This is a genomic window from Pseudoduganella namucuonensis (genome assembly GCF_900116645.1).
Taxonomy (GTDB): Bacteria; Pseudomonadota; Gammaproteobacteria; order Burkholderiales; family Burkholderiaceae_D; genus Rugamonas; species Rugamonas namucuonensis.
This window is the reverse complement of sequence record NZ_FPBO01000025.1, coordinates 89,356-103,725: the sequence shown is the minus strand read 5'-3', so window position 1 is coordinate 103,725 and position 14,370 is coordinate 89,356. Positions and strand designations below refer to the sequence as shown.

12 protein-coding genes are annotated in these 14,370 nt (G+C 67.6%); 6 read left to right on the top strand and 6 right to left on the bottom strand.

The genetic code is table 11. The annotated features are described in order from the left end of the window. Positions 1-20 precede the first annotated feature (20 nt). The 4 genes from BM436_RS23470 to BM436_RS23455 form a co-directional block, all read right to left on the bottom strand. Positions 21-1,880, bottom strand: coding sequence for an alpha-amylase family protein (locus BM436_RS23470; protein WP_093557963.1), 1,860 nt, complete (start codon positions 1,878-1,880; stop codon positions 21-23). 27 nt (positions 1,881-1,907) lie between these two features. Next, positions 1,908-4,259 (bottom strand): TonB-dependent receptor domain-containing protein, encoded by a 2,352-nt coding sequence (locus BM436_RS23465; RefSeq protein WP_093557962.1) that lies wholly within the window; start codon positions 4,257-4,259, stop codon positions 1,908-1,910. A gap of 167 nt (positions 4,260-4,426) precedes the next feature. Beyond that, a complete protein-coding gene (locus BM436_RS23460; RefSeq protein WP_093557961.1) occupies positions 4,427-5,470 on the bottom strand; it encodes a LacI family DNA-binding transcriptional regulator in 1,044 nt (347 codons plus the stop codon). Between the two features lie 9 nt (positions 5,471-5,479). Continuing rightward, positions 5,480-6,088 (bottom strand): glutathione S-transferase N-terminal domain-containing protein, encoded by a 609-nt coding sequence (locus tag BM436_RS23455; RefSeq protein WP_093557960.1) that lies wholly within the window; start codon positions 6,086-6,088, stop codon positions 5,480-5,482. Positions 6,089-6,320: 232 nt separating this feature from the next. On the opposite strand from BM436_RS23455, the gene purB reads away from it, so the two are divergent. The 4 genes from purB to BM436_RS23435 all read left to right on the top strand — a co-directional run bounded on the left by purB (position 6,321) and on the right by BM436_RS23435 (position 9,551). After that, positions 6,321-7,697: an adenylosuccinate lyase gene (purB, locus tag BM436_RS23450; RefSeq protein WP_093557959.1), complete on the top strand. Its 1,377-nt coding sequence runs from the start codon at positions 6,321-6,323 to the stop codon at positions 7,695-7,697. A gap of 149 nt (positions 7,698-7,846) precedes the next feature. Next, positions 7,847-8,371 (top strand): cytochrome b, encoded by a 525-nt coding sequence (locus BM436_RS23445; protein ID WP_093557958.1) that lies wholly within the window; start codon positions 7,847-7,849, stop codon positions 8,369-8,371. Between the two features lie 31 nt (positions 8,372-8,402). Continuing rightward, a complete protein-coding gene (locus BM436_RS23440; RefSeq protein WP_093557957.1) occupies positions 8,403-8,957 on the top strand; it encodes a YceI family protein in 555 nt (184 codons plus the stop codon). 27 nt (positions 8,958-8,984) lie between these two features. Further along, positions 8,985-9,551, top strand: a complete 567-nt coding sequence (locus BM436_RS23435; RefSeq protein ID WP_093557956.1) for a YceI family protein — start codon at positions 8,985-8,987, stop codon at positions 9,549-9,551. A 135-nt stretch (positions 9,552-9,686) separates the two neighbouring features. Here the strand turns inward: BM436_RS23435 and BM436_RS23430 are convergent, their stop codons facing one another. Beyond that, a complete protein-coding gene (locus BM436_RS23430; RefSeq protein ID WP_093557955.1) occupies positions 9,687-10,814 on the bottom strand; it encodes a hypothetical protein in 1,128 nt (375 codons plus the stop codon). A gap of 265 nt (positions 10,815-11,079) precedes the next feature. Between BM436_RS23430 and BM436_RS23425 the strand changes: the two genes are divergently transcribed. Together BM436_RS23425 and BM436_RS23420 are read left to right on the top strand one after the other, a co-directional pair. Continuing rightward, entirely contained in the window at positions 11,080-11,349 is a 270-nt protein-coding gene (locus BM436_RS23425; RefSeq protein ID WP_093557954.1) for a GlsB/YeaQ/YmgE family stress response membrane protein, read from the top strand. Positions 11,350-11,481: 132 nt separating this feature from the next. After that, positions 11,482-13,635 (top strand): S46 family peptidase, encoded by a 2,154-nt coding sequence (locus BM436_RS23420; protein ID WP_093557953.1) that lies wholly within the window; start codon positions 11,482-11,484, stop codon positions 13,633-13,635. Between the two features lie 73 nt (positions 13,636-13,708). On the opposite strand, the gene BM436_RS23415 is transcribed toward BM436_RS23420, so the two are convergent. Then, complete coding sequence (locus tag BM436_RS23415; protein WP_093557952.1) at positions 13,709-14,323, bottom strand: glutathione S-transferase family protein; 615 nt, start codon at positions 14,321-14,323, stop codon at positions 13,709-13,711. Between the last annotated feature and the right edge of the window lie 47 nt (positions 14,324-14,370).

Sequence of the window (14,370 nt, the reverse complement as noted above, 5' to 3'; positions counted from 1 at the left end):
GCTCCTCAACGCTTTGCCTGTCATGCCGCGCGCTCCAGCCAAAGCAGAGCCCACGGCGCCAGCGCCACTTCACCCGAAAACGCCTGGCCGGTCAAGCTGGCTTTCCAGGTTCCGTCGAGGGCGTGGACCTGCGCCAGCGCCGAGAAGTTGCACAGGCAGAGGAAGCGCTCGCCGCGCGCCAGCGCCAGCACCGCCGGCGCCGACGGCAGCACCGCGCGCGGCTCGCCCGCCGCCAGCGCCGGCAGCCGGCGCCGCGCGTCGATCAGCGCGCGCAAGCCCATGTACATGCGGCCGGACGGCGTGGACCCGTCGTGGCGGCGCGCCAGCGCGGCCTCGTCGAACCAGGGGCGCTGCAGCCAGCGGCTGTCCATCGCGTGCTCGGGACGGCCGCGGTAGCCGTAGTCGTTTTGCTGCGCCAGCTCGTCGCCCATGTACAGCACGGGCAAGGCGCCGAAGGCCAGCGCCAGGCCGTGCAGCAGCAGCACGCGGTCCAGCGCGGCGTCCCGCTCCGCGTCGGTGGCCGCCGTTTCCAGGCCGAGCAGGGACGCGGCCATGCCGTTGCTGCCGTGCGCGGCGTTCGGGTCGCTGCTCTGGAAGGCGGCGCCGGAGGCGAAGCTGCCCTCGGCGCCGCTGTAGAAGCGGGCGATCCGGGCCAGCCGCGCGGGCGCGTCCCGCCCCGCCTCCGCGCGCAGCACGTTCCAGCCGATGTCGTCGTGGCAGCGCACGTAGCTCAGCCATCCAGCGGCGGGCGGCAGCGGCGGCGTGCCGGCGGCCACCGCGCGCAGCAGCGACGCGTCCTGCTCGGCCACGGCGCCCCAGCCGGCCGCCATCAGGCTGCTGTGGTAGGCGATGTGGCATTCGGGCGCTTGCTCGCTGCCGAAATAGGCGGGCAGTTCGCGCGTTGGCACGATGGCCTCGGCCTTCAGCAGCACGCCCGGCGCGGCGATGGCGACGATGGCGCGCAGCGCCTGCAGCAGCGCGTGCGCCTCCGGCTGGTTCATGCTGTTGGTGCCCTCGCGCTTCCACAGGAAGGCCGTGGAGTCGAGCCGGAACACCTCGATGCCCCGGTTCGCCAGCCGCAGCAGCGCCGCCGCCATCTCCGCGAACACCGCCGGGTTGGCGTAGTTCAGGTCCCACTGGTAGGGGTAGAAGGTGGTCCACACCCAGCCGCCCATCTCTTCCACGTGGCTGAAATTGCCCGGCGCGACCTGCGGGAACACCTGGCCCAGCGTGCGCTCGTGGCGGTCCGGCATGTCGCGGTCCGGGAACACGTGGAAGTAGTCGCGCAGGGCCGGGTCGCCCCGCCTGGCCCCTTGCGCCCACGCGTGGTCGTCCGCCACGTGGTTGAGGATGAAGTCCGAGCACAGGCTGATGCCGGCGGCGCGCAGTCGCGCCGTCAGCGCCTCCAGGTCGGCCACGCTCCCCAGCCGCGGGTCGACGTCGTCGAAGCTGGCGACGGCGAAGCCGCCGTCGTTCTCGCCCTCGCGCGGCCGCAGGAACGGCAGCAGATGCAGATAGCTCACGCCCAGCTCGCGCAGGTGCGGGATGCGCTCCGCCACCCCGCGCAGGCTGCCGCCGAAGCGGTCCACATAGGCGCAGTAGCCCAGCATCCGCTCGCCCAGGAACCAGTCCGGCCGCGCCTCGCGCCGGGAATCCAGCGCCAGCAGCTCCGGCGGGCGCGCCGCCAGCAGCGCGCCCACGGTGCCCATCAGTCCCGCGTACCACTGCGCGTAGCCGGGACGGTCGCCGTACAGGCCTTCCAGGCGCGCGTGCAGCGTGCGCTCCTGGGCGGCGTAGCGGCGGGCCGCGTCCGCGCGCAGCGAGGCCGGGGAGGATTCCGGCAACGCGGCCAGCAGCAGGGACAAGGGTGTAGCAGTCATATTGATTTAGATACCGTTAAAGCGCGTTTAGAACGAATAACCCAGGCTGGCCTTGATGGCGCGGCCGGTGATGGCGCGCGCGGCGTGGCCGTCGCCCTCCACCTCGGTGTAGCCCAGTTTGTTGAACAGGTTGTTGGCCGTCAGCGACACCACGGTCTGCGGATTGACCTGGTACTTCACGAAGGCGTGCACCACGCGGTAGGCCGGCATCACGATGGTGTGCGCGTCGTCCGCCCAGGAGCGGCCGGTGCCGATGATGCTGGCGCCGATGGTGGCGGCGCCGATCTCATAGCTGGGCGCCAGCTGGTATACCACCTTGGCCTGGCGGCGCGGCGTGTTGCCGATCACGGACTCCTGGCCCGGCGCGGTGCCGGTGATCTCGGCGTCGGTGTAGGTCAGGCCGCCGGTGACGCGGAACTCGCCCAGGCTCCATGCCGCTTCCAGCTCGGCGCCCTTGGCGTCGTAGCGGTTGGCGGTGCTGATGCGCGTGGTCGCCTCGTAATTGCTTTCGCTGGTCTTGGCCTGGAACAGCGTGAGGAAGGCGCTGGCGCCGCCCTGGCGCCATTTCAGGCCGCCCTCGACCTGCTTGACAGTGTTCAGGCTGATCGGCGCGCTGCCGTCCAGCGGGGTGCCGAACAGGATGCGGTCCGCGTTGAAGGACACGCCGTCGCTGCCCCGGGCGAACAGCGCCAGGTTGCGCTGCAGCTGGTAGTTGCCGCCCACCGAATACGAGGTGTGGTCGACCTTGTAGTTGACCAGTTGCTGCGTGGCCGCCTCGTAGCGCAGGCCGCCGGTGGCGATATTGCCGGTGCCGGTGGCGCGCTGGTTGTCCTTGCGCACGCTGGCGTCGATGTTCAGCGGGCCGCTTTCCCAGCCCAGGTTCACGTAGGGCGAGGTGAGCTTGTATTCCATGTCCACGGCGCGCGAGCAGCAGCCGCCCCAGGCGGGACCGATCAGGCCCGGGGTGGCGCCGGCGGCGGTGGAGGTCTGCAGCAGCGCCGGGCTGTCCGCCTTGGCCTGCATCAGGTACTCGTTGAAGTTCCAGGTCAGGCCCAGCGTCTGCAGGGAGTTGTACAGGCCGGCCGTGCCGGTCAGCTTGCCGCCGCCCAGGTTCAAGGTTTTCGACAGCTTGACGTCGTTCAGCGTGTTGCCGGCGTCGTCGATCGAGGTGTTGAACACCACGGCGTTGAAGGCGCGGCCGTTGTAGGGCTGGCCCTTCTGCGGACCGGTGGCGATGGTGTAGGCGCCCGTCATGCCGTTATTGGCCGGGAACACGCCGATGAAGCGGCCGCTGTTGTCGCTCTTGCGGAAGTTCTCGCTCAGCGTCACGCCATTGCCCAGGTCCAGCGACAGGGCGATGCCGAAGCTGTCGCTCTTCACGGCAAGGCCGTCGTTGACGTTGCTCGACACCTGGCCGTTGCCCTTGGCCAGCGACACGTCGCGCACCCAGTACGGCGAGTAGAAGCTGACCGTGCGCGGGTCGATGCCCGGAATCTCCGAGATGCGGCCGTTGGTGACCTGCACCGGCACCGGCAGCGCGGTCGGCGACTTGTCGTCCAGGTGCTTGAAGGACAGGCGGATGTAGCCGCGGTCGAATTCGTGCGTCAGGTTGCCCCGGATCTGGCCGCCCTCCTCCGTGCTCATGCCGGTGCGGCGGATGCCCTCGCCCGTGCGGTAGTGGCCGCCGATGAAGAAGCGGGTCTTCTCGGTGAGCGGGGCGCCGTAGCTGAAGTCGTAGCGGGTCTGGTCGTAGCCCAGGCCGCGCGAGATGCCGATGTTGCCGCCCTTGGCCTCGCCGGTCTTGCTGATGAAGTTGATGATGCCGCCCGGCGAATTGCTGGCCAGCGTGGAGGCCGAGCCGCCGCGCACCACTTCCAGGTGGTCCAGGGTGCCGTCGATCTTCACATAGCTGTCCGGCGTGATGAAGTTGAAGTCGCCCGATTGCAGCACGGGCAGGCCGTCCTCCTGCATCTGCACGTAGCGCGAGCCGCCGGCCGAGATCGGCACGCCGCGCACGGTGATGTTGGCGTTGCCCTCGCCGCCGGACGACTCCGAGCGCAGGCCCGGCACCGAGCGCAGCACCTCGGCGGCGCTGGTGGGCGCGGACAGGGCGATGGTGTCGGCGTCCATGGTGCTGATGGAGACGCTGGATTTCATCTTGGAGCTGCCGCGCGCGGTGCCGGTGACGACCACGCGTTCCATGTTCAGGCCGTCGGATTTGGCGGCGGCGGCGGGGGCGGCCGCGGCCGGGGCGGCCGGGGCTTCGGCGGCGCTTTCCTGCGGGGCTTGTTGCGTTTGCTGGGCCTGCGCGCCCAGGTGCATCAGTGCTGCTGCGACGGCGGCGGCCATGCAGCCGAGTTTGGCGGTGCGAATTTCCATAACGTCTCCTGTACTTGAATGGGGCCGCTCTTCCGGCGGCGGTTTCTGCTGTGCAGATGCCTCATTATTCACCAGCTAAAAAATTATTGCAATCGATTGCAATAACATTTTTAGGAGTATTTACGTCGGCGATGGATTTTCACTGCAATCGGTTGCAGTACACCCGCTCAGACGCTGCTGGCGCGGACGATCAGTTCGGTGGGGAGTTGTTGGGATACAACGGCGCGGCCTTCGGCCTGCTCCAGCAGCGCCGCCACCAGCGCGCGGCCGGCCGCGGCGATGGGCTGGCGCACCGTCGTCAAGGGGGGATGGAAATAGGTGGACAGTTCGATGTCGTCGTAGCCGGCCACGGCCACGTCGCGCGGCACCTCGCGGCCCTGCGCGCGAAGGGTGTTGATCGCCGTCATGGCCAGCAGGTCGCTGCTGGCGAACAGCGCGTCGTAATCGCAGCCGCGGCGCGCCAATTCGCGCACGCCGTCGGCGCCGCCCTCGGGCAGGAAGGATACCGGCACGCACAGCTGCGCGTCCGGCGCCATGCCGGCCTCCTCGAGCGCGTTGCAATAGCCGCGGTAGCGCTGCGCCACCTCCGGCAGGTTGACGTCGCCCAGGAAGGCGATGCGCTTGCGGCCCCGTTCCAGCAGGTGGCGCGTGGCCAGCAGGCCGCCGGACACGTTGTCGCCGCCGACGGTGCAGTACAGCTGCTGCGGCAGCTGCGCGCCCCACACGACGATGGGCACGTGGCGCGCGGCCAGCTGGTTGAGCTGGTCGTGGTGGCGCCACTGGCCGATCAGGATCACGCCGATCACGCGGCCGGTGTCGAATGGCTGGGCGGCGGCGTCCAGTTCCTCGGCGTCCACGCGCGACAGCAGCATGTCGAAGCCCTGCTCGGTGAGCGCGTCGGCCAGGCTGCCCAGCATGCCGAGGAAGAAGGGGTCGGTCAGGTGCTGGCGGGTGTTGGTGTCGAACGGCACCACCACGCCCACCGTGCGGTTCTGCTTCAGGCGCAGGTTTTGCGCGCCGATGTTGATGCTGTACTTGAGCGAGCGCGCCAGTTCCATGACGCGCTGGCGCGTCTCTTCATTGACCAGCTTGCTGCCGGCCAGCGCGCGCGAGACGGTGGAGGTGGACACGCCCGCCAGGCGGGCGATGTCGGCCATCTGCAGACGGCGCTGCTGCGCGCTGGCGCCGTTGTCGGCCGGGGATTTCGCCATGCCCGCCGCTTACTGGGGAGCGGTGTCGCGGAAGGACGGGCGCTCGGACAGCTTGTCGTACAGGCGGGCCAGGTTGGGGTAGTCGCCGCGCCAGTCGATCTCGGGGAAGCGGAACGAAAGCCAGCCGACGGTGCAGCCGACCGCCACGTCGGCCAGCGAGTAGTGGTTGCCCGCGCAGTAGGGCGAGTCGCCCAGCTTCTCGGCCAGCGAGGCCAGGCCCAGGTGCACCTTGTGCAACTGGCGCTGCACCCAGGCCTCGCTCTGCTGCTCGGGCGGGCGCTGGGTGCGCTCCAGGCGCACCAGCACGGCCGCGTCGGTCACGCCGTCGGCCAGCGCCTCCCAGCACTTGATGTCGGCGCGGTCGCGGCCGTTGGGCGGCAGCAGCTTGCACACGGGGGTCAGGGTGTCCAGGTATTCGACCATCACGCGCGAGTCGATCATGCTGTGGCCGTCTTCCATGATCAGGCAAGGCACTTTGCCGAGCGGATTCACGTCGTTGATGCGGGTTTCGGACACCCACACGTTTTCCAGCTCGAATTGGTAGTCCAGCTTTTTCTCCGCTAACACCACGCGCACTTTGCGGACATAAGGACTGGCAAGGGAACCGATAAGTTTCATAGAAGCCAACAATGGAAGATTAGATGGCAGTATAGCATCGGCGCCCGCCCCGTAGGCTCTTCCGAGGGGGATGGCGCGCCGGCCACGCGGCGGGCGGCACGCCCGCCGTCAATGGTAAAATTCGGATTCGCTTGATTTGCCTGCCCCCTACGCCGCGCGCAGACCGGATTTTCCGTGGTTTCCGCGCCACGCAGGCCGCGCTCCTTCATTATCAACCTAGCAACCCGCCTCCATGACTACTACGCCCTACTCCACCTTGTCGGCCCTGTCCCCGCTCGACGGCCGTTACGCCTCCAAGACCGACAAGCTGCGCCCCATCCTGTCCGAGTCCGGCTTCATGCACCACCGCGTGAAAGTCGAGATCTCGTGGCTGCAAGCGCTGTCGCAAGCCGGTTTCGCCGAGATCAAGCCCTTCTCCGCCGAGGGCACCGCGCTGCTGGACAAGCTGGCGGCGGAATTCACGGAGGCCGACGCGGCCCGCATCAAGGAAATCGAAGCCGTCACCAACCACGACGTGAAGGCGGTGGAATACTGGCTCAAGGAACAGGTCAAGGACGTGCCGGAGCTGGTGGCCGCCTCCGAGTTCATCCACTTCGCCTGCACCTCGGAAGACATCAACAACACCTCGCACGGCATGATGCTGAAGGCGGCCCGCGACGGCGTGATGGTGCCGGCCCTGAACGGCCTGGTGGCCAGGCTGACCGAGATCGCCCACGTCAACGCCGAGCTGCCGATGCTGTCGCGCACCCACGGCCAGACCGCCAGCCCGACCACGCTGGGCAAGGAGTTCGCCAACGTGGTGGCCCGCCTGCAGCGCGCCGTCAAGCGCATCGAGCAGGTGGAAATCCTGGGCAAGATGAACGGCGCGGTCGGCAACTACAACGCCCACCTGTCGGCCTACCCGTCGTTCGACTGGCCGGCCTTCTCCAAGGCCGTCATCGAGCAGCGCCTGGGCCTGGTGTTCAACCCCTACACCATCCAGATCGAGCCGCACGACTACATGGCCGAGCTGTTCGACGCCTTCGCGCGCGCCAACACCATCCTGCTGGACCTGAACCGCGACATCTGGACCTACGTGTCGCTGGGCTACTTCAAGCAAAAGCTGAAGGCCGGCGAGATCGGTTCCTCGACCATGCCGCACAAGGTCAACCCGATCGACTTCGAAAACTCGGAGGGCAACCTGGGCCTGGCCAACGCCGTGCTCAAGCACCTGTCCGAGAAGCTGCCGGTGTCGCGCATGCAGCGCGACCTGACCGACTCGACCGTGCTGCGCAACATCGGCGTCGGCCTGGGCTACACCCTGCTGGCCTACGACAGCTGCCTGCGCGGCCTGAACAAGCTGGAGGTGAACCCGGCCCGCCTGGCGGCCGACCTGGACGCGAGCTGGGAAGTGCTGGCCGAGCCGGTGCAGACCGTGATGCGCCGCTACGCCATCGAGAACCCGTACGAGCAGCTGAAGGAACTGACCCGCGGCAAGGGCATCTCCAAGGAGGCGCTGCGCGACTTCATCACCGGCCTGGCGATCCCGCAGGAAGCCAAGGACCTGCTGCTGGCCATGACCCCGGCCAACTACATCGGCGTCGCCGACCGGCTGGCCAAGGCGATCTAAGCCAAGCTTCTAAGCCACGCTTAAGGCCGGGCGGGCATGATGTCCTGCCCGCCCCATCCCATCGGCGGGAAAGCAAGCCAACCCCAGCACGGTTGGCTTTTCTTTGCTATATTAGTCCTAACACGTACTAATTTTCTGAGAGGCCCGCCATGGAACGCTACACCAAAACCGCGATGCTGCTGCACTGGCTGGTCGCCATCCTGGTCATCGCCGCCTTCTTCCTGGGGCTGACGATGGTGGACATCAAGGGCTTCACGCCCACCAAGCTCAAATACTATTCCTGGCATAAATGGATGGGCGTGACGGTGCTGCTGCTGGCCGCCGTGCGCGTGCTGTGGCGCGGCGCGAACAAGCCGCCGCCGCATCCGGCCAGCCTGCCGCGCTGGCAGGCCAGGGCCGCCGACCTGATGCACGCCGCCCTGTATGTCTTCATCTTCGCCGTGCCCCTGTCCGGCTACCTGTACACCACGGCGGCCAACGTGCCGGTGGTCTACCTGGGCCTGTGGCAGATCCCCGCGCTGTTCGAGGGCACGCCGGAACTGAAGGCGCTGTTCAAGTCCGTCCATTACTGGCTGACCATGGCCATGGCCGCCGCCGTCGTAGCCCACGTGGGCGCCGCGCTGAAACACCAGTTCATCGACCGCGACGGCGTGCTCAAGCGCATGCTGCCCTGATCCATTCCCCCGCCACTCCCGGAGCCCCACCATGAAAACCACGCAACGCGCCCTGCTCGTCTCCCTGCTGGGCCTGTCCCTGGCCGCCGGCGCCGCCGTCCTCAAGACGGACCCCGCCAAGTCCAGCGTCTCGGCCACGTTCAAGCAGATGAACGTGCCGGTCGAAGCCAAGTTCAAGAAGCACAACATCGTGATCGACTACAACGCCGCCACGCCGGACGCCTCCAAGGCCACGGTCGACATCGACACCGCCAGCCTGGACCTGGGCGACGCCGACATGAACAAGGAGGTGGCGAAGAAGGAATGGTTCAACTCGGCCCAGTTCCCCAAGGCCAGCTTCGCCTCCACCGCCATCAAGAGCGCCGGCGCCGGCAAGCTCACCGTGTCCGGCAAGCTGACCATCAAGGGCAAGGTGGCCGACGTGAGCTTCCCGCTGGCCGTGAAAACCGAAGGCAAGAACCAGGTGTTCGAGGGCGCGCTGCCGATCAAGCGGCTGGCCTTCAACATCGGCGAAGGCGAATGGAAGGACACCGGCATGGTGGCCGACGAGGTCACGATCAAATTCCACGTAGTCGCAGCACAATAAGCAACCCCACCCACGCACGGAGACGCAATGAAATTCAAGTTCCTGATCGCCGCACTGGTCGCCGCCACGTCCGGCGCCGCCATGGCCGACACCTACAACATCGACCCCAGCCACACCTTCCCCAGTTTCGAGGCCGACCACATGGGCCTGTCGGTATGGCGCGGCAAGTTCGGCAAGACCACCGGCACGGTCAAGCTGGACCGCGCGGCGAAAAGCGGCGCGCTGGACATCGTGATCGACGCCAAGTCCATCGACTTCGGCCTGGAGGCGATGAACGCGCACGCGCGCAAGGCCGACATGTTCAACGTGGAGAAGTTCCCCGAGGTGACCTACAAGAGCAAGTCGCTGAAGTTCGACGGCGACCGCCTGGTGTCGGTCGACGGCGAGCTGACGCTGCTGGGAGTGACCAAGCCGGTCACGCTGACGATCAACAAGTTCAAGTGCATCATGCACCCGCGCCTGAAGCGCGAAGTGTGCGGCGCCGACGCCTCGGCCGAATTCAAGCGCACCGATTTCGGCCTGGGCTACGCCACCCCGGCCTTCTCGCCGGAAGTCAAACTGGCGATCCAGGTGGAAGCCATCAAGGCCGAGTAACACCGCGCCGCGCAAAAAGAAAAAGGGGTCGGGGTCGGTATTAAAAAATACCGAACCCGACCCCTTTTCCACTTTTTCCAAGCGAAAAGGCCAGGGTCGTCGGACGACCCTGGCCTTTTACTTTAGCGCCGCGGCTTACTTGCCGTCGCGGTCCGAGTCGCCCGGAATGGCGCGCTCCACCTTGTCCCAGGCGGCGCGGGTGGCGCCCTTGGCCTGTTCCCAGCTCAGGCGCGATTTGGCCTTGGTGCGGTCCCACTCGTTGCGCAGGTTGGGTTCGGCGGTGGCCCAGTCGTTGTAACGGCTGCGGCTGTTGTAACCCAGCGCGTAGGCCGGATCGTAGTCGTCGAAGTCATAGCCCGGCACATAGTGGTTCTGGTTGCGGAAGTTGTCCTGCCAGTACAGACGCTCCTCGGCCGGATTGACCGCCGCGCCCACGCCCAGGCCCACCGCGCCGCCGGCCAGCGCGCCGATGGCAGCGCCCGCCGCCATGCCCACCGGACCGCCCGCCGCGCCGATCGCCGCGCCGGCCATCGCGCCGCCGCCCGCGCCCACGCCCTCGGCCAGGTGGTGGTCCTCGAGGTCATCGCCGCGTTTCGGGTTGACCACCTCGGCCGCGCCCTTGCCGGCCAGGCCGCCGGCGATGCCGCCGATCGCCGCGCCGGCCGCCATGCCGATCGGGCCGCCCACCGAACCGGCGGCGATGCCCGCCAGCGCGCCGGCACCGGCGCCGACGCCGGTGCCGATCACGTGCTGGCCGGCCTCCTCGGTCCAGCTTTTCTCCAGATAGGCCGCGTCCTCGTCCGAGCGCGCGTTCACGCCCATCAGGATGCCGCCGCTCTTCACGCCCTCCTCGTAACGGGCCACGCGGTCCTCGGGGATGCCGGCCCCGACCAGCGCGCCCAGCACGCCGCCGGTGACGGCGCCGCCCGCCGCGCCCGCGACGGCGGCGGCGATCGGGCCGGCCACCACCAGGCCCAGGCCCGGCATCACGACGGTGGTGCCGATGGCGGCGATGGCCGCCAGCACGGCGCCCACGGTGCCGCCCACGCCGGCGCCGATGCCGGCGCCCTCGGCGGCTTTACTGCCCAGTTCGGTGTCAACGACGGTGTCGGCGAAGTGGCGCTTGCGGGCGTCCTCCGTCAGCACCAGGTTGACGTCGTCCTTGGTGTAGCCGCGCTCGGCGGCCCTGTTGTACGCGCGCTCGGCGCTGTCGCGGTCATTGAAAAGCCCGGTGACCAGGCGGGAACTGTCGTAGTTGCTCATGAGGTATCTCCCTTTTTCGTTGGGTTTGGAACTAACGGAGCTTCACCTTAATCCCCCATGAGCATGTCTTCGGTGCGTTCACGCACGCTGCGCGACGCGCGGCGCGATGTCGCGTGTCCCCGGTGAAATGTTAATTTTGCGCATTAAATTTGCAACATTTGCGTACGCTGGCGCACGGACCGGCCCCCGGCGCGCAGAGACAATGGATTCCAGATGGCCGCCCGGCCGGGCTGGTCTATCGTTTCAACCCGCGATAGGAGGCAATATGAGCTTCGTACTTTGGATAGTGATAGGCGGCATCCTGGGCTGGCTCGCCAGCATGGTGATGAAGACCGATGCGCAACAGGGTATCTTCCTGAACATGGTGGTCGGCATCGTCGGCGCACTGCTGGGCGGCTGGCTGTTGGCGCCGATGTTCGGCGCAGGCACGATCAACGCCGACGATTTCAGTCCGATGTCACTGGTGGTGTCCTTCCTGGGCGCCGTGGTCCTGCTGGGCATCGTCAATCTGATCTTCCGGGGCCGGATACGCTGAACTTTATGCGCCGGAACGTGCCAGCCAACGCCGCGGCGTTGGCTTTTTTTATGCGCCGCCACATTCCGGTTGACGAACACGTCAACCATGCGGATACTCGCCTTTTTTCGGCCCTCGAGAGTATCCCTCCCCATGAAAAAATCCCTGATCGCGCTCGCCATCCTGAGCACCGCCGCCCACGCCGAAGAAGGCATGTGGATGCCGCAGCAGCTGCCACAAGTAGCCAAGCAACTGAAAGCCGCCGGCCTGAAGCTGGACCCGGCCACCCTGACCAAGCTGACCGAGTTCCCCATGGGCGCCATCGTCAGCCTGGGCGGCTGCTCGGCCTCCTTCGTCTCGCCGCAAGGCCTGGTCGCCACCAACCACCACTGCGTATACGACAGCGTGGCGCACAATTCCACCGCCGCCAACGACCTGCTGACCAACGGCTTCCTGGCCAGGACCCTGGCCGAGGAAGTGCCGGCCAAGCCGGGCAGCCGCGTGTTCGTCACCAAGGAGGTGCTGAACGTGAGCGACCGTATCATCACGCCCGAGGTGGCCAAGCTGGCCGGCAAGGCGCGCAGCGACGCGATCGAGAAGAACCAGAAGGCGCTGCAATCGGCCTGCGAGAAGGACGAGGGCCACCGCTGCACCGTGTCGTCGTTCTACGGCGGCCTGGAGTTCTACCAGATCAAGCAGCTGGAGATCCGCGACGTGCGCCTGGTGCACGCGCCGCCGTCCGGCGTGGGCAAGTTCGGCGGCGACACCGACAACTGGATGTGGCCGCGCCACACCGGCGACTACGGCTTCTACCGCGCCTACGTGAGCAAGGACGGCAAGGCCGCCGACTACAGCAAGGACAACGTGCCCTACCTGCCCAAGCACCACCTGAAGCTGGCCAGGGAGGGCGTGAAGGAGGGCGATTTCGTCATGGCGCTGGGCTATCCCGGCCGCACCAACCGCCACCGCCTGCCGTCCGAGGTGGCGTTCACCTTCGACTGGAACTACCCGAACTACGTGAAGGCGACCGGCGACAACCTGGCCATCATCGAGCGCGAAACCAAGGACGACCGCGACACCGCGCTGAAATACGCGGCCCAGGTGGCCAACAACAATAACTACTACAAGAACCGCCAGGGCATGCTGGACTCCTACGCCGGCAGCGACTTCCTGGCCCGCAAGACCAGGGAGCACGAGGAGCTGAAAGCCTGGGTCAACGGCGACGCCAAGCGCCAGCGGGAATTCGCCGCCGCCATCACCCGGGTCGAGCAGCTGATCGCCAAGCGCGACGCCGACGTGAAGCGCGACTTCGAACTGAACTACTCGCAGCCGCGCCTGCTGAACGCGGCGCGCCTGATGCTGCGCCTGGCGAACGAGTCGCAAAAGCCGGACGCCGAGCGCAAGGCCGGCTACCAGACCCGCGACCTGCCGCGCCTGAAGGCCAGCATCGCCGCGCTGGCGCGCAGCTACGACGAGAAGGTGGACAAGGCGCTGGTCATGCACCACCTGCAGAAGTACGCCGCGCAGCCCCAGGCCGAGCACAACGCGAACTGGGACGCCGCCGTCGGCGTGGCCGCCGGCATGCCGGCGGCCGAACTGAAGGCCGCGATGGACAGGCTGTACGCCGGCAGCAAGCTGGGCGACGCCGCCGCGCGCGAGGCCTGGCTGGACAGGAAGCCCGAGGACTTCAAGGCCAGCGGCGACAGCTTCATCAAGGCCGCCGTGGCGATGTACGACATCGCGCTGAAGGAGGAGGCCGAGGAGGAGGAACTGGCGGGCAACCTGCAGCAGGCCTACTCGAGCTACATGAAGGCGAAGATGGCCCACATGAAGTCCAAGGGCCAGGCCGTGTACCCGGACGCCAACGGCACGCTGCGCGTCACCTTCGGCAACATCACCGGCCGCCCATGGGGCGCTGACGGCACCGCCTGGACCGCCTTCACCACCGTGAAGGGCGTGGCCGCCAAGGCCACCGGCACGGGCGAGTTCAACGCGCCGAAGGCGCAGCTGGACGCGATCAAGGCCAAGGACTTCGGCCACTACGTCGATCCCAAGCTGAAGAGCGTGCCGGTGAACTACCTGGCGACGCTGGACATCACCGGCGGCAACTCCGGCTCGGCCGCGCTGAACGCCAAGGGTGAATTCATCGGCCTGGCCTTCGACGGCACGCTGGACTCCATCATCTCCGACTGGGACTACAACAAGGCCAACACCCGCTCGATCCAGGTCGACCTGCGCTACATGCTGTGGAACATGCGGCACGTGGACAAGGCGGACAACCTGCTGAGGGAGATGGGCGCGGAGTAAGCCGCACGCCCCCTTCCGAAGCCACGCGCGCCCCGGCGGCCCGCGTGGCTTTTTCTCACGCCGGCGCCGGCCGCTACTCCTTGGGCGACTTCAGCTGCGCCAGTCCGCGCATCGTCGCCGGCCGCGCGGCGATGCGCTCCAGCCAGCGCGCCACCGCCGGAAACGCGGCCATGTCCACGCCCACCTCGTGGTGCGCGGCCAGCCACGGGAAGGTGGCGATGTCGGCGACGCCGTAGCCGTCCCCCGCCAGCCAGTCGCGCCCCGCCAGCCTTTTTTCATAGACGCCGTACAGCCGCGCCACCTCGCGCCCGTAGCGCTCCAGCGCCTGCTCGTTGCGCGTGCCGGACGCGTGGCGGAACCACCATAGTTGGCCCAGCATCGGCCCCACGCTGCCCACCTGCATGAACAGCCATTGCAGCGCCTCGCCGCGCGCCGCGCCGTCGGCGGCCAGCAGGCGTCCCGCCTTGTCGGCCAGGTGGATCAGGATCGCGCCGGATTCGAAGATGGGCCGGCCATCGTCCACCAGCAGCGGAATCTTGTGATTGGGGCTCATGTCGCTGAACGGCGCCTGGCGTTGCTCGCCCGCGCCCAGGTCGACCATGCGCAGTTCGTAAGCCATCTCCAGTTCCTGCAAGGCGATGGTGATCTTCTGGCCGTTGGGTGTATTGGCCGTGTAGAGGGTGGTCATGGTGTGCTCCTTGTGGTTGACGCGTCCAGTATAGGCTCGGCGAAAAC

What these genes read in the sequence shown, in the direction of transcription:
- BM436_RS23440 (WP_093557957.1), top strand. Translation starts at nt 8,403, where the DNA reads ATGAAAACCACGCAACGCGCCCTGCTCGTCTCCCTGCTGGGCCTGTCC.
- BM436_RS23455 (WP_093557960.1), bottom strand. Translation starts at nt 6,088, where the DNA reads ATGAAACTTATCGGTTCCCTTGCCAGTCCTTATGTCCGCAAAGTGCGC.
- BM436_RS23415 (WP_093557952.1), bottom strand. Translation starts at nt 14,323, where the DNA reads ATGACCACCCTCTACACGGCCAATACACCCAACGGCCAGAAGATCACC.
- BM436_RS23435 (WP_093557956.1), top strand. Translation starts at nt 8,985, where the DNA reads ATGAAATTCAAGTTCCTGATCGCCGCACTGGTCGCCGCCACGTCCGGC.
- BM436_RS23460 (WP_093557961.1), bottom strand. Translation starts at nt 5,470, where the DNA reads ATGGCGAAATCCCCGGCCGACAACGGCGCCAGCGCGCAGCAGCGCCGT.
- BM436_RS23470 (WP_093557963.1), bottom strand. Translation starts at nt 1,880, where the DNA reads ATGACTGCTACACCCTTGTCCCTGCTGCTGGCCGCGTTGCCGGAATCC.
- BM436_RS23420 (WP_093557953.1), top strand. Translation starts at nt 11,482, where the DNA reads ATGAAAAAATCCCTGATCGCGCTCGCCATCCTGAGCACCGCCGCCCAC.
- BM436_RS23425 (WP_093557954.1), top strand. Translation starts at nt 11,080, where the DNA reads ATGAGCTTCGTACTTTGGATAGTGATAGGCGGCATCCTGGGCTGGCTC.
- BM436_RS23465 (WP_093557962.1), bottom strand. Translation starts at nt 4,259, where the DNA reads ATGGAAATTCGCACCGCCAAACTCGGCTGCATGGCCGCCGCCGTCGCA.
- BM436_RS23445 (WP_093557958.1), top strand. Translation starts at nt 7,847, where the DNA reads ATGGAACGCTACACCAAAACCGCGATGCTGCTGCACTGGCTGGTCGCC.
- BM436_RS23430 (WP_093557955.1), bottom strand. Translation starts at nt 10,814, where the DNA reads ATGAGCAACTACGACAGTTCCCGCCTGGTCACCGGGCTTTTCAATGAC.
- purB (WP_093557959.1), top strand. Translation starts at nt 6,321, where the DNA reads ATGACTACTACGCCCTACTCCACCTTGTCGGCCCTGTCCCCGCTCGAC.